Origin of the sequence: Providencia sp. PROV223, assembly GCF_028479245.1 — a bacterium.
Lineage (GTDB): Bacteria > Pseudomonadota > Gammaproteobacteria > Enterobacterales > Enterobacteriaceae > Providencia > Providencia rettgeri.
The window spans coordinates 30,934-51,884 of the sequence record NZ_JAMPNG010000007.1; the positions used below are offsets into that span (position 1 = coordinate 30,934).

The 20,951-nt window shown below is 43.2% G+C and carries 15 protein-coding genes; all 15 read right to left on the minus strand.

The annotated features are described in order from the left end of the window. Positions 1-27: 27 nt before the first annotated feature. The 15 genes from bamB to hscB all read right to left on the minus strand — a co-directional run bounded on the left by bamB (position 28) and on the right by hscB (position 20,896). The gene (bamB, locus tag PR767_RS10055) at positions 28-1,200 is read right to left on the minus strand and encodes an outer membrane protein assembly factor BamB (RefSeq protein ID WP_004912633.1); all 1,173 of its coding nucleotides are present in this window, start codon (positions 1,198-1,200) and stop codon (positions 28-30) included. Between the two features lie 20 nt (positions 1,201-1,220). Beyond that, positions 1,221-1,844: a YfgM family protein gene (locus PR767_RS10060; protein ID WP_110732027.1), complete on the minus strand. Its 624-nt coding sequence runs from the start codon at positions 1,842-1,844 to the stop codon at positions 1,221-1,223. A 10-nt stretch (positions 1,845-1,854) separates the two neighbouring features. Beyond that, positions 1,855-3,132: a histidine--tRNA ligase gene (gene hisS, locus PR767_RS10065; protein ID WP_272520251.1), complete on the minus strand. Its 1,278-nt coding sequence runs from the start codon at positions 3,130-3,132 to the stop codon at positions 1,855-1,857. Positions 3,133-3,351: 219 nt separating this feature from the next. Continuing rightward, the gene (ispG, locus tag PR767_RS10070; protein ID WP_004264895.1) at positions 3,352-4,470 is read right to left on the minus strand and encodes a flavodoxin-dependent (E)-4-hydroxy-3-methylbut-2-enyl-diphosphate synthase; all 1,119 of its coding nucleotides are present in this window, start codon (positions 4,468-4,470) and stop codon (positions 3,352-3,354) included. Positions 4,471-4,662: 192 nt separating this feature from the next. Continuing rightward, positions 4,663-5,607, minus strand: coding sequence for a cytoskeleton protein RodZ (gene rodZ / locus PR767_RS10075; protein ID WP_004912642.1), 945 nt, complete (start codon positions 5,605-5,607; stop codon positions 4,663-4,665). Between the two features lie 202 nt (positions 5,608-5,809). After that, positions 5,810-6,991: a bifunctional tRNA (adenosine(37)-C2)-methyltransferase TrmG/ribosomal RNA large subunit methyltransferase RlmN gene (locus PR767_RS10080; RefSeq protein WP_004912645.1), complete on the minus strand. Its 1,182-nt coding sequence runs from the start codon at positions 6,989-6,991 to the stop codon at positions 5,810-5,812. A 161-nt stretch (positions 6,992-7,152) separates the two neighbouring features. Continuing rightward, positions 7,153-7,578 (minus strand): nucleoside-diphosphate kinase, encoded by a 426-nt coding sequence (ndk, locus tag PR767_RS10085; protein WP_004264899.1) that lies wholly within the window; start codon positions 7,576-7,578, stop codon positions 7,153-7,155. Positions 7,579-7,855: 277 nt separating this feature from the next. Further along, positions 7,856-10,177 carry a peptidoglycan glycosyltransferase PbpC gene (gene pbpC, locus PR767_RS10090; RefSeq protein ID WP_272520252.1) on the minus strand — a complete coding sequence of 774 codons (2,322 nt, stop codon included), beginning with the start codon at positions 10,175-10,177 and terminating at the stop codon, positions 7,856-7,858. A 72-nt stretch (positions 10,178-10,249) separates the two neighbouring features. Further along, a complete protein-coding gene (locus tag PR767_RS10095; protein ID WP_272520253.1) occupies positions 10,250-15,289 on the minus strand; it encodes an alpha-2-macroglobulin family protein in 5,040 nt (1,679 codons plus the stop codon). A 316-nt stretch (positions 15,290-15,605) separates the two neighbouring features. Next, on the minus strand, positions 15,606-16,058 hold the full coding sequence (locus PR767_RS10100) for an enhanced serine sensitivity protein SseB C-terminal domain-containing protein (protein WP_117162426.1): 453 nt from the start codon (positions 16,056-16,058) through the stop codon (positions 15,606-15,608). 111 nt (positions 16,059-16,169) lie between these two features. Then, a complete protein-coding gene (pepB, locus tag PR767_RS10105; protein ID WP_036959049.1) occupies positions 16,170-17,465 on the minus strand; it encodes an aminopeptidase PepB in 1,296 nt (431 codons plus the stop codon). Positions 17,466-17,638: 173 nt separating this feature from the next. Then, entirely contained in the window at positions 17,639-17,839 is a 201-nt protein-coding gene (iscX, locus tag PR767_RS10110; protein ID WP_004912658.1) for a Fe-S cluster assembly protein IscX, read from the minus strand. Between the two features lie 334 nt (positions 17,840-18,173). Continuing rightward, positions 18,174-18,509: an ISC system 2Fe-2S type ferredoxin gene (fdx, locus tag PR767_RS10115; protein ID WP_004912660.1), complete on the minus strand. Its 336-nt coding sequence runs from the start codon at positions 18,507-18,509 to the stop codon at positions 18,174-18,176. Positions 18,510-18,511: 2 nt separating this feature from the next. Next, positions 18,512-20,362, minus strand: coding sequence for a Fe-S protein assembly chaperone HscA (gene hscA / locus PR767_RS10120; protein WP_004912663.1), 1,851 nt, complete (start codon positions 20,360-20,362; stop codon positions 18,512-18,514). 12 nt (positions 20,363-20,374) lie between these two features. Then, positions 20,375-20,896 carry a co-chaperone HscB gene (hscB, locus tag PR767_RS10125; RefSeq protein ID WP_004912668.1) on the minus strand — a complete coding sequence of 174 codons (522 nt, stop codon included), beginning with the start codon at positions 20,894-20,896 and terminating at the stop codon, positions 20,375-20,377. Between the last annotated feature and the right edge of the window lie 55 nt (positions 20,897-20,951).

Genomic DNA, 20,951 nt, shown 5'->3' on the forward strand with positions numbered 1-20,951 from the left:
TCGATAAATTGGCGGTTTGTCAGAAAATTAACGTGTTAACAGGTAAACTGTTCCGTTTTTTGTCTGAACCATTAGCTTATCACTTGCAACCACTGGACGACTGTGAATACCGGAGCTGTTTAATTTGTTTTGTGCTACAAACCCGCCCGTACTCATATCTAACCAATGCAGATAACCTTCTTTATCACCGACCACAAGATAGCCATTATACATTTCTGGCGCAGATAGCCCGCGGTTTAGTAGTTCTTCCTGTGTCCACAGCGTTACACCATCGCTTTTACGAACAGATAACACGCGATCATTTTGGTCGACAAGATACAGGTTTTCACCTGACATCACCATGTCATTGATTGAGCCAAGCTCGCGTTTCCACAGAATTTGACCTGAACGCATATCCAGTGCGGCTAAAGTACCATTATAGGCAATCGCATAGACTTTACCGTCATCAATAATTGGTGTCATATCGACATCATTTAAACGGCCGATTTCTGTCGAACTTGTCACTTGAGAAATACGTTGTTGCCAAATTAACTGACCTTGAGACAATAGCACCGCACTGACACGGCCGTTATCCCCACCGACAATCGCAGCACCAAAAGCAACCGCAGGAGCAGATTCACCACGTAATGACAACGACGGGGTATCCATGTTAACGGTCCACTTGATTTCACCACTATTGACATCTAAAGCTTGTAGTTGACCATTACTGGTGTGAATAATAACAAAGTCGTTACTCACAACAGGTTTAGAAAGGGCTTCGCCTGCAACTTCGACATCCCAAGCAACTTGGCCATCTTCTTTGTTCAGAGCAATAACGGTTCCGCGCTCAGTACCCACAAAAATTTTATCACCATCAACGGTTAAACCACCTGATAGCAATGCCGATAAGTTAGCAGAAAGAAAACCCGTGCGTTTAGATAAATCGACTGACCACAGTTCTTTACCACTATCGAGTTCAAAGGCTTTAACTAAACCTTTACGGTCTGCTGCATAAACGGCGGAACCATCCCAAACAGGTGATAATTCAGAATAAAATTGTTCAACACCATTTCCAACCGATTTATCCCAAACAATTGATGGGGTGAATTGATTTTCAACCTGTGGAAGTGGCGCCATGATAATAGAATCAGTTTCGCTGGAACAACCTGCAAGTAAAGCTGAAGCGACTAGGCCAACTAAAAGTGTTTTGCGCAACTGCATGTTTGTCGTTTCCTTTCTTCTTATGAATTAGATACGTTGTTCAACTTCAGAGTCAAAATACCTCTAATAGATTGAGAGCCTTCACTTTCTAACCCCTGAGCATAAGCGGCTTTTGCACCAGCTTTATCGCCCTTATGGAGTAAAGCATCACCACGGACATCCTGTGCCGTTGCTTGCCATGATTTACTTTTAATATTTGCAACTGACGCTATCGCGCCATCAGCATCACCTTGGGCTAATTGGACTCGAGCTAAACGCAAGTTAATTAAATCTTGCATATCCACGGTTTTTGCCTTGGCTAGTGCATTGGTCAATGCAGTTTGTGCATTAGCTAAATCGCCTTTATCCACCGCGATTTGTGCAAGCTCTAAGCCCATCATCGCACTGTATACATCGTCGGTTTCAGCCGCGAATTTTTGCGCTGCAACAATGCCTTGCTCTGAGCCTGAACGTAATTGGCTATTTACTGCTTCAAACTTTTGAGCGCTTTCCTGCAGTACATTCGTTTTATGAGACTGCCAGTAGTTCCAACCAAACACACCACCAACGCCAATTACGAGGCCAACAACTAATGCCACGCCATTATTCGCAAAAAAGCGTTTAATCGCATCGACTTGATCATTTTCGTTTGTATAGACTTCCACTTGTCTCTCCTTAACCTAATAACTCGGCGATGCGTGACGCCATAAGTTGCTGCGAAATAGTTTCTTGTACGCCTGTGCGTAAATCTTTCAATGTGACTTGGCTATTTTTAATTTCATCTTCCCCCAAGATCAGTGCAATTTTAGCGCCTTGTTTGTCCGCTCTTGCTAACTGTTTCTTGAAGTTACCACCACCGTGGTTAGTCATTAACCGTAGTGTTGGTAGTGCATCACGTACTTTTTCGGCTACTAATATCCCTGCTTGTTGGCTATCTTCGCCAAAAGAAGCAAGATAAACATCAGCAACTGAAGCATCCGCTGTAAATTCTGGGTTCACTTCTTGGACTAATAACACCATCCGTTCCATGCCCATGGCAAAACCAACCGCAGGTGTTGCACGACCGCCTAATTGTTCAACTAAGCCGTCATATCGACCGCCCGCGCAAACTGTGCCTTGTGAGCCCAGTGCCGTTGTTACCCATTCAAAAACGGTGCGGTTGTAGTAGTCAAGACCACGAACTAAGCGTTGATTAACGCGGTATTTAACCCCTGCTGCTTCTAATAACTTACATAAGCCATCAAAGTGCTCACGTGATTCGACATCAAGGTAATCAAACAGTTCAGGTGCATCATTCAATAAAGCCTGAATTTCTTGATTTTTAGAATCCAAAACACGTAGAGGATTTGTATACATGCGACGCTTACAATCTTCATCCAGCTTGTCTTTATGCTGTTCTAAGAAAGCAACTAAAGCCTCACGGTAATTGGCACGCGCTTCTAATGAGCCAATCGAGTTCAGCTCTAAAGTCACATGCTCACTAATGCCTAACGCTTTCCACCAGCGTGCCGTCATTAAGATGACTTCAGCATCGATATCAGGACCCGCAAGACCAAAAACTTCAGCCCCTAACTGGTGAAATTGACGATAACGGCCTTTTTGTGGGCGCTCATAACGGAACATAGGTCCTAAATACCACAAACGCTGTTCCTGATTGTACAGCAAACCATGCTCAATACCGGCACGGACACAACCTGCGGTATTTTCAGGGCGTAATGTCAGACTTTCATCGTTACGGTCATTGAAAGTGTACATTTCTTTTTCAACGACATCCGTCACTTCACCAATCGCTCTGCGAAATAGCGGGGTCTGCTCTACAATCGGGGTACGAATTTCACTAAAACCATAACCCTGTAAAATATTTTTCAATGTTGCTTCGATTTTCTGCCATACACGCGTGTCAGCTGGTAAGTAATCATTCATACCGCGAATGGCTTGGATATTTTTTCCCACTTTATTTCTCTATTTTCAGAATTACATAAGTTTGATTATAAGAGCGAAATATCATCTGGTTCAATCAACAAACACCAATTACTGATACTAATCGGGATTTATCTGTCAATTTGTACGGTGAGCGACCGATTTTAGAAAAAAATGCGGATGATTGATAGAGTGTTTGTTCTAAACATGCCAAACGACTCGGTGAGCCGCTTAGCAGTAGAATACACAAAATTAGTCTTTTAAGTTGACTTCAATCCGCTTGCTTTCATCCATCATCGCCGCTTTGGCTCGAATTTTAGCCTCTAACTGGTCGATAATGTTGTCATTATCAAAACGCTCTTTTTGTCGTTTACCGTCTTCATAAAAACCGCTCTTGGTTTTTGCCCCTGCAACGCCTAGCGTAGAAACTTCCGCTTCACCGGGGCCATTAACCACACAGCCAATAATCGATACATCCATTGGTGTAATGATATCTTCTAAACGCTGTTCTAATTCATTCACGGTACCAATCACATCAAACTCTTGCCGTGAACAAGTTGGGCAAGCAATAAAATTAATACCACGTGAACGAATTCGCAGTGATTTTAAGATATCAAAACCCACTTTAACTTCTTCAACAGGGTCAGCAGCTAAAGAAATACGCAAGGTGTCACCGATACCTTCAGACAATAGCATTCCTAAGCCAATTGCAGATTTTACTGAACCTGCACGGGCACCACCGGCTTCGGTAATCCCTAAATGCAGTGGTTGATCGATTTTATTCGCTAATAAACGGTAAGAGCCGACAGCAAGAAATACATCTGATGCTTTTACACTAACCTTAAACTGATCAAAATTAAGCCTATCTAGGATGTCCACATGACGCATTGCCGACTCAACCAATGCTTCAGGTGTTGGCTCGCCGTACTTCTCTTGAATATCTTTTTCAAGGGAGCCACCATTAACCCCAATACGAATTGGAATATTGTAGTGGCGTGCGCAATCAACAACTTGGCGAATTCGTTCTTCGCTACCAATATTACCTGGGTTAATACGCAAGCAATCAACGCCGTATTCTGCCACTTTTAATGCAATACGATAGTCAAAATGGATATCCGCCACCAATGGAACGCTAACTTGCTGTTTAATCAATTTAAATGCTTCAGCGGCATCCATGGTAGGAACAGAAACACGCACAATATCAACACCCACACGCTCAAGGGATTTTATTTGGCGAACTGTGGCTTCGACATCAGTTGTACGGGTATTAGTCATTGACTGGACAGCGATAGGAGCGCCATCGCCTACGGGTACGCTACCTACATTAATACGGGTGGATTTACGTCTTTTTATCGGTGATTCATTATGCATTTTGGTTTAATTCTCCGAACGTCCATGTGCTCTTTGTTACCGTGGTACTCTTTATTACCGTGATATTCTTTGTTACCGCGATATAGTTTTAACGATTATTTTTATACGCTCAACTATACACAAGAAAGCAAACTATAGCCTATCAAAAAAGATGTTTTCGGATATAGTTTGCTTCTTTTTACCTGTCTGTTTTTAGGCTTCAGGTAACTTCAATTTTGCTGGACGTTTCGCTTTAATGAAGCGGCTTAAATCAACAGTATTGCCTTGAAACTGTACAGTGACATTCGCTGGTGCACCAATATTCAGGCGATAAGGTTGCGGCCCATCAAGTTCCAACTTATCACCATTATTTTTGGTGCCACTAAATAAGATTTTATTATTCGCATCACGAATTTCTAACCAGCACTGGCCAGTAAAATTCAATACTAGGGCTTGGCTGCTTGCAGCAACAGGTTCAGCCGTTTCTGTATTTTGTGTTCTGTCTAATGCAACTGAAGATTGCGGTGCATTAGGCAATGGAATTGTTTTGACAGGCTCGGTAATAGGGTCAGTCGCTAATACGGGCTCTTGAGTTTGTAATTCAAGAGTATTTTCCGGTACAACAGGCGCCGTGTCAGTTGAGACGACCTCTGTTGATGTCAGTAATTCAACCGGTGTGGTGTTATTATCTTGCTGGGACAAAATCAAATCATTTTGATTTGCCATTGAAACTAGCTCATTTTTTTGAGCGTTATGATCCTGCCACCACCATATGCCAACCATTGCGATAAGAACAATCACAATCAACCAAGTCAGCTTCATTAACCAACCTTCGCGCTTTTTGCGTTTTTTCCCCAAAGAATAACTTTGCATAGGAGAAACTTTGGCTAACGTAACGGTTTCTTCCGTTTTCATATACGTTTTTAATTCGCTTTCGGGTATACCTACCATACGAGCGTAAAGACGAATATAGCCTCGTAAAAATGTTGGTTCCACGCCAGCGGGAGCAATATCTTGTTCTATCTCTTTTACCGTACTGATTTTAAGGCACAATCGTTCTGCAACAACATCTTGGGTTAGCCCCATGCGCTCACGTGCTTGCGTCAATAATTGTCCTACTGTGGTCGTAGCTTGTTCGGTATTATTTTCGATAGTCATTTGCTGGCAACACTATTTCCAAGTTTAAAAGATATAAAGCAAACATTGAGCAGCTTTATTCGTCAATAATTTATCATCATGTTGAAACAACAATTAAATTTTTCTTATTGCTTCAACTATTGTAGGTGAACAAAGGCGTTTTGCCTAACTCTAAAACGCCCTAAATCATCACCTAATTCACTGATTCAAGCCTATTTATAAATCAGACTGTTTTTACCTTGATAGGTTCCCCTGCTAAGCGTTTTTTCAACGTTCGTTTTGTTCTGTCGATCACGTCGCCAGCAAGTTGCCCACAGGCAGCATCAATATCATCACCGCGTGTTTTGCGCACTATCGTGGTAAAACCATATCCCATCAATACTTTACAAAAACGGTCAATACGACTATTCGAACTTCTACCGTATGGCGCCCCTGGGAACGGGTTCCATGGAATTAAGTTAATCTTACTCGGTGTATTTTTTAAACATTCCGCTAATTGATGTGCTTGCTCAACACTGTCGTTCACGTGATCTAACATCACATACTCAACAGTTACTCGCCCTGCATTAGCATTCGATTTCGTTAAATAACGATTCACACTGTTGAGGAAGGTTTCAATATTGTATTTTTTATTAATTGGAACGATATCGTCACGGATATCATCTGTTGGCGCATGCAATGAAATCGCTAACGCAACATCAATCATATCCCCTAGCTTATCCAGTGCAGGCACAACACCTGAAGTGGAAATCGTGACACGGCGCTTAGATAGACCAAAGCCGAAGTCATCTAACATAATTTCCATCGCAGGGACGACATTATTCAAATTCAGCAATGGTTCGCCCATTCCCATCATCACAACGTTGGTAATTGGACGACGTCCACTGGATTTCAGTGAACCAATAATTTTGGCAGCTCGCCAAACCTGACCAATAATTTCTGAAACACGTAAGTTACGGTTGAAGCCTTGTTGCGCCGTAGAGCAGAATTTACATTCCAATGCGCAACCCACTTGTGAAGAAACGCACAATGTTGCACGGTCTGCTTCTGGGATATACACCGTTTCAACCAGTTGGTCACCCACTTTGATTGCCCACTTAATGGTGCCATCTGATGAACGCTGTTCATCAGCGACTTCTGGTGCACGGATTTCCGCGACTTCTTTCAGTTTTGCTCTAAGGACTTTATTAATATCGGTCATTTGGTCAAAATCATCATAGCAATAATGATAAATCCATTTCATGACCTGATCCGCGCGGAACGGTTTTTCACCCATTTGAGCAAAGAACTCGCGCATTTGCTTGCGGTTTAAATCAAGTAAATTGGTTTTTTGGTTCGTTTTTTCTGGTGTGACAGAAATAGCGGAAGAAGTTGCACATTGTGCATCTGTCGTCATATCAGACATGGTGTATTGCCTCGTTGTTACACTTTCGGCAGTGCTAGTAGTGAGTATAGCACGACGTAATTTTTGCGGTCTTAAAAATATAATCGCCCCGCTAATCATAGCAGGGCGTCGCATTGTACAAACTTTATAACAATAATGCTAATGCATTAGTTAAAGAAGTCTTAGCGTGGGCAGATTTCATCAGCAGTGAAGAAATACGCGATTTCACGTGCAGCAGATTCTTCAGAGTCTGAACCGTGAGTTGCGTTTTCAGTGAAACTGTCTGCGTAGTCTGCACGTAAAGTACCCGCTAATGCGTTATCTGGGTTAGTTGCGCCCATCAGGTCACGGTGACGTTGGATTGCGTTTTCACCTTCTAACACTTGCAGCATGATAGGGCCTGAAGTCATGAATTCAACCAGACCTTCAAAAAAAGGACGGCCTTTGTGTTCAGCGTAGAAGCCTTCAGCTTGCTCACGAGTCAAATGCATCATTTTAGCAGCAATGATTGTGAAACCCGCGCTTTCAAAACGGTTGTAGATTGCACCAATAACGTTTTTCTTCACAGCGTTTGGTTTAATAATAGAAAATGTACGTTGAACAGTCATAAATAACCTCTTAGCGATTCATTAGGCCTTTATTCTTTATTCTTCCCTGTAATTTAGGATGCAAGAACTTAAAATAGGCATGTTGTAGTTTTTTATATTATTTCTAATTCTATTGTTAGGCCTTTAGACTTCAAAAGCAACCATATCTAGGAAAAAGAAAAATAAGGCGATGATTATAGGGGCTCTGATTACAATTTCCTACAGTCACAACAACATTTTGTTAAACTTTTTATAGCAAAAAACACTATTTTTTCGGGTAAGTCACGTTTTTCATCTATTACTTCACTCTAAAGCTCATTGCCGTCACTTGGCCGCTTAAATCTAATACCGAAATTTGGTAGTTCCCACTTTTATCGAGTGTCAGCAAAATAGAACCGTTTTGCTCGGTTGTATTCACTTGTTCTCCGTTTAAAAACCACCATTTCTGCCCTTGCCCACCCTGCGTGACTAAACGTAAATCTAAGCTGGTTTTCCCGGGTAGACGCTGTAAAACCTCCCCATCACGGATACCAGAAATCAATAATGGCGGCATTTCTAGCTTCATCGGTGGACACGCTAAATCCGCTTTGGGTAAACGGTTCTCACGTTTTTCACTTAATGGCAACCAAGATTCGACGGTAATAGGCCATAAATGTACTTCTTTTTCTTGGGCATTTGGGCAATCTGCCGCGACTTGAAGCCCTTTGTCATTTACCCAGATTTTTTGTCTTAATCCTAATAGAGACTCTTGATCTCGCGCCATTAGAGTAGGCGGAATGGTATTATCCAAGATCCAACTAAGACGCCTTTGGCGGCAGTTATTATCGTCTTTCAGTAATGAAGTTCCTCCCGGCCAGCAGATCACCGCTTGGCTCACACTGGCAGGTTTTACATCTTTTGGTAGTGGTTCGTGGGATTGATAGATTTTGCTCAGTAACATGCCATTAATTTGGTTCATAATCGGAATGGCGGTTGCAAAGCCTAGTTGTCCCGCAACGGGTGTCGCATCAGGCCGCCCAACCCAAACGCCGATGGTATAACGTGGATTAACACCAATCGCCCACGCATCGCGATAACCATAACTGGTTCCCGTTTTCCATGCCAAATTGAGTTGCCCTGATAAATTAGCCTCAGGAACAGGGCGTGCTTCCCCCCCCATAATACGGCGTACTATCCATGCAGCTCCCGGTGACATCAACACTCTATCGCGAATTTCATCGGCTGGTTTAAAACGTAACGGTGACACATTACCTTTTCGCGCAAATGCGCTATAGGCAGAAACTAAATCTTCCATCCGTGTGGCTGTGCCGCCTAAAATCAGCGACAAGTTTGGTTCACTACCTAACGGAAAACGCAGCTCAGTCCCAACATTGCGCAGTTGAGCCGTAAATCGTTTGCTGCCATACACATCTAACAACTGAACCACCGGTAAATTCAATGAACGAACGAGCGCATCGCTAACACTCACTGGCCCATTAAAACCACTGTCAAAGTTCCCCGGACGATAATCATTAAAGCGCCGTGGAACATCTTGTAATAACGATTCCGCATGGATGAGCCCGTCATCCATAGCTAATGCGTATAAGAATGGTTTTAACGTTGAGCCTGGAGAGCGCCAAGCACTAATCATGTCCACATGACCAAAACGGCTATCATCCTGAAAATCAATTGAGCCAATATACGCTTTCACTGCCATATCTGTATGATCAACCACCAAAATTCCCAATGATGTTTGTTTTGGTAGTTGGTTTTTCCAATTCATGGCCATGTCTTCCAGTTGCCTTTGCAAACTGGCATCGATAGTGGTTTCAATGATGGACTGTTGCGTATCTTTGGTCACCCTCCTTGCAAGCAAAGGGGCTGAATGTGGGTTCTTCCTCGGTGCTAACCAAATTTGTTCTTGTTTAATATCGGCAACTTTTTCAGAGCTCCAGACTTGGTATTCTTCTAACCTATCCAATACTTTATCACGGGCGGCTTGTGCCCTTTGTGGATAACGGTCTGGCCTTAAACGGCTAGGGGCTTGAGGTAGAACAGCAAAGAGAGCCGCTTCACTCGCCGTCAATTTTGCCGGTGACTTATTCAAATATACCCAGCTAGCTGCGCCAATACCTTCAATGGTTCCGCCATACGGAGCACGGTTTAAATACATTTCTAAAATTTCATCTTTCGAATAGTGATATTCGAGTTGAGCCGTACGCCAAAGCTGTTTCAGCTTACCGCCCAATGTTCTTTCGTGGGGGTCAATTAACCGTGCAACTTGCATCGAAATGGTACTTCCGCCCGACACAATACGCCCTGAACTCACAAACTGCCCCGCTGCCCTAACTAACGAAAACGGGTTTACCCCCGGGTGACGGTAAAAATGGCGGTCTTCATACGTTAATAACGCTTCGATAAAATCAGGAGAAACCTCTTCGAGTGTAACAGGAAAGCGCCAAATTCCTTCTTTGTCTGCAAAGCGCCACAATGGTGTACCATCAGCTGCAACCACGGTTCGTGCCATTTCAATTTGCTTAATCGGCAACGGCCAAATTTTATCAGCGGCTAAAAAAGCCAGTGGCAAAATAATGACCAACAGAACCAGTGTGATGCCTGTGCGACGTAACCATTTTTTCATTGATGGGAGTACCGAAAATAAATTAAAAAAGCCCTTATATCTGAGTATCAATATAAGGGCTTTAGAAGGTGATTAGCGAACGATTTCTAATTGACCATCCGAGTAGCCAGTCGCACGCCAGTCAGGGACATACATTGATTCAACTTGTGGTACCGGAATACTATACACACCCGGCGTCACCGCTCGCGCTAAGTAGACTAATGTCGTTGGGCGGTATTGCTGAACTTCAACCGCAGCCACAAAACGGTCATCACGGTATTCCATATGGCGTATTTGCGATTGCTGCATGTCATCAATTAATTCTTGCAGGTTCGGCGCGGACTCACTCAAATTAGCGCTACTGTTCGCTAAATTTTGGTTTTCCAGTTCTAAGCCTGCGGGCAGCAAGTCAACCACTAACGCATCTGGCACACTTTGGGATGCTTGAACTTCCAGTTTAACCACCACCATTTCACCGCTTCTTAATCTATCTAATGAAATGCGATTGCCTTTCATATCATAGTAGCTACGAGTGATACCTAATACATTCGAGCTTGGTTTTGGTGAATGTTGCGGATAACCCACTACATTTAAGCGTGTATACAGAGTATTCGTTCCGCTGTTTTCGATGCTATAACCTGTCTCCAATTGATTTTTACTCAGGAATTCACTTACAGGTTTATCTGAGACCATCGGGGGTTCTTGGCCATTAATCGTAGCTTTCCACGGTGCTTCACTTTCATTTAAGTAGAAACGACCTGCTAAATATAACGCATTGCTCTCTTGTGTTGAGAAATAACGTTGAGAAGTCAAATTATTAGATAAAGTTTGAAGTTTTTGGTCACGGGATTTTGGCATTAAATTATATTCATTTAATAGCGCAACAATCATCGCATCATCACGGATCACCGAACCGTAATCCCCAACATAGCTGTAGCGGTTACGTTGTTTTTTCAGTCCGTCAATCACTGCACTCTCACCACGTGATTTATCACCCATCAAGTTCAATGCAACTCCAAGCTGAACCAGAGGTAAGCCACTTGCTGCAGAGTTTCTTTGGTTATAAAGTTGACGTAATGCGCCTAACGGTGCTTTTTGCTGTGATGCTAACACTAAACCTGCATAGGCCTGAGTAGCAAAACGAGCGCCCTCTTGGTTTTCCGTATACGGGTAGTTGATTTGACTACCATCCTGTAAATAGCTCAGTAGACGCGTATTGGCGTTACTTATCGCCTCTTGCGGGACAGTAAAGCCACGTTGATTGGCTTTATTCAAGAAATCCGCCGCATACGCAGTTAACCAATACTCTTCGCGACCGTTCCTATCCCATAATGAAAAACCGCCATCATTACGTTGCATACTTAACAAATGTGGAATACCAATTTCAATCGCTTTATGGCGGTCCGCATCTGTTTGCGTTTTAATCCCTAACTTATTCAGTTCGGCTTGGGTTGAGAACAATGAAGGGTATAAACCACTGATAGTTTGCTCTAAACAACCGTATGGATAAGCAAATAACTCTCGAATATAACGTGAGATATCTAATGGCGGACGGCTGGTTAACAGAACTTGCCCTTCAATGGTATCCGGTTGCAGGCCTGCAATTTGGTTAGTTGGCAATGCCCATGAAGTACCTGGCTCAATGGAAGTGGCAAAAGAAACCGTTTCTGCTGGCTGTGCCGGACGAACACCCACTTTCCAACTATTGCTGTAGTCTTTATTGGCTTCGCCTTGAATTTTCACGCCATTAATGGTCATCGAAACTTCGCCTTCACCGAAGCCGTAGTCTGCTCTGACAGGTAAATTAATGGTGGTGCGTTTGCCTTTTGGTAACTCCAACTCACGGCTGCTGACCCCATCAAGTTTCACCATTCCTGATGCCTTGAAATTAACAGTCACATTTTGTGTGTTATCCGTCATATTGGTCAAATCAAGCGCAAAGTAAGACTTATCACCGCCCGCCATAAAGCGAGGCATCGACATTTGTGTCACTAATGGTGCCGCGACAATCACTTTGCTATCCGCATGGCCGAACTCTTTTTCATTCCATGCTTGGGCCATCACACGTAATTCCCCGTTAAAATCAGGGATAGCAAGGCTAATTTCACCCTCACCGTCTTTATTTAATGTGACAGGTTTGGCTTGCTCCGCAATGATTTGCACTTCAGTGAGTGGCTTCATACCACCACGCTCTAATGCCGCATCCTCGCTGTCACCACCAAAGCGTAAGTTAGCAATCTTACCTTGCCCTTCAATTAAGTGACCATAAACGTCATACTGATCAACGCCATAGCGCTTGCGGCCAAAAAAGGCGTCATACGGGTCTGGGGTTTTGAAATCCGTGATATTTAATACACCAGTATCAACTGCAGATAACAGCACATTCACTTTTTCAGGTAACGGTTTGCCATCTTGCGCTGTCGCTTTAATTTTTACCGTTAAGTCTTGATTAGGGCGCATTTTGTCTGGCGTCGTTAAGGCCAACGCAATCTTACGGTTTTCATCTGCAATTGGTAAATGCAACACACCCACCGCACGTTTCACCGTGGCTTCTTTAGAGTCATCACCTGGACGAACAACGACGGCAGAAACGTATAAGTCATGACGAGCCCACTCTTTATTGACTGGGATTTCAACGTCTAAGCCCTTTTCTGGTACATCAATTTCTTCCCACCACAGTGGGCCATTACTCGACTCGAGCAATATATAGCCTTTGCCGGCTTTAGGGGATTCAATGCGAACTTTGGCTTTTTCACCTGGTAAATACGCAGGCTTATTCAGGCTGAGTTTCACTTGGTCAGGACGAACTGAACCGCTTCCCCCTGTGTTATCTTGCCATGAATACCCCGCCCAGAACTGGACGCTGGAAACGAGCTGATTCTCTGGGTTTAATACCTCTAAACGGAATGCCCCCCAATCCACAGGGAAGGAGACTTTCGCTGTACCGTCTTTGGCGATGGCAATATTTTCATTCGCCATAACAAGGTCTTTTTGGTCATAATTTGAAGACCAACCACCACTTTCAGACCAACTCCAATAATAATCACGGCGTTCATACACTAAACGCACGGTTAAGTTTTCTGCTGCCAGTTTATTACCCGCCGCATCCGCCATGACTAATTCAAATTCTGCGAGTGAATTTTCATCCACATTGTGGCGTTTGACATAACGATCTGTACGGTAATCGTAAATTTCTTTTTTGGCGAATAATGGACGAATACCGACTAGTTTTTCCGCAGGCCAAATGGCTTGCTCAGCACGACGCGTCACTGGACGTCCGCCAGCTTCGAGTAAACTTGCTTGTAAAACGGCCGAAATTGGTGAACGTGTTGAGCTCCAATTACTGTTTGGAATTGAAATTACAGTTTCGCCGTTGCTGTCCAGCGTCAAGTCAAACTCATCTAATTTACGAGGTAAGCCCTCTTCATTGACAGCGCCAAATTCAAAACCAGGTAATTTTGCTACCGCTTCACGGTCTGCTTTTAAAACAATTTGGCCTTGCAGTTGGTTGTCTGCTGCAGGTGCTCCGTATAAATAACGGCCTTGAATATCAAAATCAACTGACTGGTCAGTTAAACGAGGAACATCACTGCCAACAATTTCCAGCGCCATGCGTTCTGGCATGAAATCTTCAACATTGAATTTGTAATAACGTTGCGGTGAACCGTCACCTAAATCAAAACGTAGTGACCAACCGCCCGTTTCTGCATTTTTAGGAATTTCAAATTGGTATTGATATAACCCATTTTGGTTTTCTTCCGGCTGCCACACGAAACTACGAACCACTTGCCCATCTGTTTTTAATACATCAACTTTAACCGGCTGAGTTTTAACTGGGTTACCATCGCCATCACGCAGTAAGCCATTCACCAGCAGCAGTTCACCCGGACGATATAAATCACGCGGCCCAAAGGTGAAAAATTGTTTTGCATAGCCTTCTGGCCCTGAAATATCAAATTCAGACAGGTCAAGTGCCGGCTGCGTGAGATCAATCATACTGGTTTGCCCTTCATGGGTTGCCAGTAATAATTTTCCACCCGCTAATTTATCTAATTGAGCGTGACCATCACCATCTGTGGTGCCTTTTGTCACTAACTGACCTTTTTCATCCAAAATACGTAGCTCAACGCCTTTAATGGCAGAGCCTTTCGCTAAGGATTGCGTGAAAATATCGACTCGGTCTTGGTAACTGTGTAGTGACACGCCAATATCACTTAATGTGAAGACGGTTGCAGGGAATTGATAGCTATAGCTGCCTGCTTTTTGCATGATGGCCAAATATACGCCATCTTGCTGTAATTCTTTGACATCTTTCAACGGAAGTAAAATAGTTTGGCGAGTATTTTTATCTGGATTTAAATCAAAACGGCCGGTATAAGCCAGCTCCACTTTGTCGAGAAACTCTTCTGAATACCAATACTCATAATTACTACGATACTGCCACTGCGCTAAAAATTGTGGCAGCTGCTTTTCATCCACACGGAAGAAATTAACATCAACCTTATCAACATTCAGCGCAATCACAGGTAAACCCTGTGCGACCTTACTCGGTAATAAAGAGCCTTTACTTGCAAAACCAACTGTTGGGATGATTTGCGCCGTGGTGAGTTTTTTCTCAAAACTTTCGGTCGTTGTACGCTCATTAACCGCTTTAATGCCCGGGTTAATGGTGAGGTTTAATTCTTTAGACGGTGGAAGGTGACGAAAACGTAATTCCATTTGGTTATCAGACAGTTCCCAAGCGCCATCTAACTTACCGGTTTTAACATCAATGAGGTTTATGTACTGGCCAAAATTTTGGTTTGCTTGTAATGGAACGGAGAATGTCACCACCATGGCACTCGCACCATCAAGCTGCAATTCAGACGCATCCAAAATGGTGAGATCTTTCCCTGCATATTTTTTTACCATTTCTTCAGTGGAAAGTTTCGGTGCTGCTTTTTTCTGCTCTGCAACTGGCGCTGTTTTAGTTTGATTTTCTGGCGCTGTCGTGGAAACATTTGGCTCATTTTTGGTTGCTTCTTCTGTATTATCACAACCGGCCAATGCCACGACAGATGCCAACGCAAGTGCTAAATAACGCTTTTTGGTTTTTAGACCCGCCAATGAAGCCCAACTAGATTGTTGTTTCATTACCGCCCGCCCTTTAATTAGTTAAAATTTATTCTGTTTTTTTAAGGTTTTAACAGGAGGTTAAAACCCACTATATACTTGGAAATGGCTAAAAACACACACAGATAAATACTGCTGATATTGTTTCAATTATCAATATAATTTAACAGAATGTGATTAGAACACCTATCAGACAAAACGGAAAAAATGATGGGCGAGAAAAACAGTGAAATGAAATAATATTTTTTAAATAGTAAGCAGAATATATATTTAATAAATGAGCAATATGCCTTTTATGAGTGAGAAAAACATTTTTCTCACTCTATACATGGAACTATTAGGTGTTTTTTACTGGGATTGTGTCTCGTAAGAAGCTACCAAGGCGACGCTGATAAAAAGGCTGAATATGTTGAGTAATAAAGTGGCTGACACCTTGCTCATTCTCATTTACCACACAAAAATCAATAGATTCGTCATCGGCTAAAAACTCACAAGCAAGTGTCCCCGCCTCATGAATAATGGAATCAATATTTTCTGCCCCTGCAGTAAACTCTAACGCTATCATTAATATTGGCGTTTCTTCAGCGTTATTACTCTCTACTGCGGAGACCATAAAACCGCGTCTCACGACTTTGTGTTGTTTAAAAAATTCGCTAAGCGCATCAACAATAGCCTGCGGCTGTTCTTCTAACACACTTAATTTAAGTGATGAGCCTTTCGGTACGGTTAACTCAGTAAATTGGATCTCAGTTTCTTGGGTGGAACTGTTATTATTCGATTGCTGCGACATTGCCAATCCCCTGCTATTAAAAAGAAGAGCTTATTATACTCGCAAATACATCAAGATAAAAAATAGGCACGAAAAGTTACCTTCCCGTGCCTGTTATTAATCAAACATTCACTACTTTGATTTACTGATTAATAAGTTTGCTAATGTTCTTACACCTGTACCCGTTGCGCCTTCTGCCCATAAGCTAACTGCAGATTTACGGTAAGTCGCGGAGCAGTCGATATGTACCCAATTTTGACGATAATTTTCGACAAAATGCGATAAAAATGCCGCAGCAGTGCTTGCGCCTGCAGTGTGCGATGGTGCCGCGATGTTGTTCAAATCCGCAAAGCCAGACGGTAATTGTTGGCGATGGAACTCTGCCAAAGGTAAACGCCAGAACAGTTCAAACTCAGCGTCTGAAGCGCTCATCAAGTCAGCAACTAATTTATCATCGAAGCTCAACACTGAATGGTAGTCATTGCCCACGGCGGTTTTCGCCGCACCTGTCAAGGTTGCAGCATCAATGATCAGCGTTGGTTTTTCTTTGCTCGCATCAATCAGGCCATCAGCTAACACAAGGCGGCCTTCAGCATCCGTATTCATAATTTCAACGGATTTACCATTACGGTAACGAATAATATCACCCAATTTGAATGCATTACCGCTAACCATATTGTCAGCAATACACAGGAACATTTTGACGCGTTTTTGTAAGCCACGAGAAATCGCCAATGCCAATGAACCCGCTAAGGTTGCAGCACCGCCCATATCCGCTTTCATTGAATTCATGGAAGACGATGGTTTGATGCTATAACCACCTGAATCGAAAGTAATACCTTTGCCGACTAACGCAGCAAAAACAGGGGCATTTGGGTTCGCACCTGGGTTGTAATCTAACGCTAAAAAGACAGGTGGGCGACTTGAACCACGACCGACCGTATGAATACCGGTATACCCCTGTTCTAATAAGTCATCGCCTTTAATAATGCGGTAGCTAATGTCTTGTGCGCCCACAGTGCAGAGTAAATCAATGGCGCGTTGTGCGAGTTGTTCTGGGCCTAACTCTTCTGCAGGTGCGTTAATGACATCACGTACCCAATCAATGGTACGAATACGGTTTTCTAATTCTTTGCGGTCTGCTTCAGGCAATACTGGCCATTCAATCGTTCTCGCCCCTTTTGGCGCACGAAAACCTTGCCAAAATGCCCAGCTTTTTTCTAAATCCCATCCTTCGCCAGCCAAAGCAACATTGCGGATCCCTTGACCATCTAATTTACGGCCAGCACTTTGTACTGCACATAATTTACCTGCATGTTTCAGGTGGATTGTCATCCCTTTATCACTAGAGCTTAACAATGCGCCTTCACCCCAACAAGGTGCAGCAGGCTCACAAGAAATCATTACTGGCATAATTTGTTTTGTCATCGTTTTTCTCACTTTGTCTATTTTTGCAGACAGTAAAAACCCATTGATTCTGTCGGCAGATAGCATTACCTTAACTGATAAATACCAATAGGGATATCATTATAGTGCTGATATAAAATAAAAAACCGAGCACTATTTCTGACAGTCACTCGGTTTTTAGGGTAAAACTCTACTTATTCGAACTCATCCAGCCAAACTAACAAAATGGCTTCTAGGATTTTCTCATTCGATTTTTGCGGGTCATCATCAAATTCTTCTAAATCGCAAATCCACTGGTGCATATCAGTAAAGCGCACCGTTTTAGGATCAACATCAGGAAATGCGTCGTACAGTGCTTCACCGATTTCGCGGCTATTTGACCATTTTAAACTCATTTTCTCTCACCAATTTGATTATTAAATGATTTTTACCATTGATGCTCTACGTTACAACGCCAAACATGCCGAGCATTTCAATTTTTTAAATAATTCACATTGTAGCTAGGCGGCGATTGAGCTAATCCCTAGGAGCATACAAAAGTATGTGATTCGAGTTAGCGAAAGAAGCCAACAACGCTACAGTATGAAGTATGACGAGCGTTTCTATTTTTTAAATAATTCACGTTGTAGCTAGGCGGCAAGTTGAGCTAATCCCTAGGAGCATACAAAAGTATGTGACTAGGGTTAGCGAAAGAAGCCAACAACGCTACAGCGTGAAGTATGACAAAAATCAGTGTTCGCGGGCGTGATTGATAGTATAACGAGGGATCTCTACCACTAAATCCTCATCCGTCACCAATGCTTGACAACTTAGACGGCTTTCAGGCTCTAACCCCCATGCTTTATCTAACATGTCATCTTCGAGTTCACTGCTTTCTTCCAGTGAATCGAAACCTTCACGAACAATACAATGACAGGTTGTACAAGCACAGGATTTTTCACAGGCGTGCTCAAGCTCAATACCGCTGCGTAGTGCAACATTTAAAATAGATTCGCCTTCTTGTGCTTCAACTACTGCACCGTCTGGACATAAATCACTATGAGGTAAAAAAACTATTTTAGGCATAATTATATCTCATCCACAGAATGACCTGACAACGCTTGGCGAATGGAGGTATCCATGCGACGCGCTGCAAACTCCTGCGATTGCTTATCCAGTTGTTTAATGGCATTTTCAATTACGATTGGGTCTGTACCCTCAACCGCTTTAATTAACTCATTGACTGCATTATCAATTTCTGACTCTTCTTCTGGCGTCAGTAAATTGCCATCTTGGGCTAATGCGCTCGTTAAACTTTCAAGCACTCTTGCAGCTTCAACTTTTTGCTCCGCTAAGCGGCGCGCATTTAAATCATCTTGCGCGTTAGTCATTGAATCTTTAATCATGTTTGAAATTTCGTTATCCGTTAACCCATACGATGGCTTAACTTGAATCGATGCTTCTACACCTGTCGATTTTTCCATGGCGCTAACACTCAACAGCCCATCGGCATCGACTTGAAAAGTCACACGAATATGTGCCCCACCTGCGGCCATCGCTGGAATATCACGCAAGGTAAAGCGAGCTAATGAACGGCAATCTGCCACCATTTCGCGTTCACCTTGTACGACATGAACGCTCATCGCCGTTTGACCATCTTTAAAGGTGGTAAACTCTTGGGCTCGAGCAACAGGGATGGTGGTGTTACGCGGGATCACTTTTTCGACTAATCCACCCATCGTTTCCAAACCAAGAGAGAGTGGGATCACATCTAACAACAGCATCTCGCTATCAGGCTTGTTTCCGACTAAAATATCCGCTTGAATTGCAGCGCCAATGGCGACAACTTTATCTGGGTCGATGGATGTCAGTGGTGATTTACCAAAAAACTCCCCGACTTTTTGACGTACTAGTGGCACACGAGTCGAACCACCGACCATCACGACATTCAGAACATCTTCAGCCTCAACACCCGCATCTTTTAACGCACGGCGACAAGCCATCAGAGTGCGCTTTACGTAATTTTCAATTAACGTTTCAAACTGCTCACGACGAATTTCCCCTTGCCAGTTGGCAAGCTGAATAGTCACTGTTTCTGCATCACTAAGCGCAACTTTGGTTTCTGTCGCCACATTTAATAACTGACGATTTAAATGATGATCACCTTGTAATGAAACCCCTGCCTGCTCAGCAATCCACTGAGCCAATACTTGGTCAAAGTCATCACCACCAAGCGCGGTATCGCCGCCCGTTGCTAACACTTCAAAAACACCACGGCTCAGGCGTAAAATGGACACATCAAAAGTGCCACCACCGAGGTCATAAACAGCAATCACACCTTCTTGCCCAGAGTCTAATCCATAGGCAATCGCAGCCGCAGTCGGTTCATTCAGCAAACGCAATACATGTAAGCCTGCAAGGCGCGCTGCATCTTTGGTCCCTTGGCGTTGTGCATCATCAAAATAAGCCGGTACTGTGATCACTACGCCATCCATTTCCCCACCTAAGGTTTCTTCAGCACGTTTTGCTAGTGTTCTTAGAATGTCAGAAGAAACTTGGATTGGGTCAACTTGGCCAGCCACGGTTTGAATAAACGGCAAACCATTTTCACTGGCAGTCAATTGATAAGGTAAGTCAGGGTAGCGTTTTTGAATATCGGCTAATGAACGCCCCATCATGCGTTTCACTGAAATAATGGTATTGACCGGGTCTTGCTCGGCAAGTTGTTTCGCTTCCCATCCCACTAATTTGCTTTCGGGTTGATAATTAACAATCGATGGTAATAAAAAGCGCCCTTGGCTATCAGGCAAAGCTGCAGCTTCACCACTGCGCACTGTCGCAATCAAAGAGTGGGTGGTACCTAAATCAATGCCTGCAGCCAATTTGCGTTGATGCGGAGCTGCTGTCATACCGGGTTCGCTGATTTGTAGTAACGCCATAATCGTTTTCTCTTAAAATTCATCTAGTAATCGTTCTTCGAGTTGCTCTGCTTGCTGCTGAAGCTTGTCGAGAAAACGTAGTTTACGTACGGTATCAGCGGCTTTTTCCCACTGCATGGCATCTAGCTCTGTCACCATCAGTGCACTTCGTGCTTGCTGCATTTGCTTGACGCTCTGCATAAATTTAGCCAATAGATCAAGTGCGTCATCACTGTTCTCAATATTGTCTAACTCTTCGCGTAGCTCAAGTTGCTCCATCAAAAATGCCGTATCATGCATGGTATGTTGTTCGTTATTAATATCAAAACCATGCAATGAAAGCATATATTCCGCGCGTTTTAGCGGATGACGGAGGGCTTGATAAGCAGCATTAATGGTTGCTGCTTTTTGTAGTGCTTGCATTTTCTCCTGTTCAGAACAGGTTGCAAAACGGTCAGGATGGTATTGACGCTGTAAGTCTTGAAAACGTAACGTCAGTTGTTCGCTATCGATGGCATAGATGGGAGTCAACCCAAAAAGAGTAAAATAATCCATAAGTGCTCAGTTTCTCGAACCGGTTACCAATACCACTAATAAAATAAAATTAGTA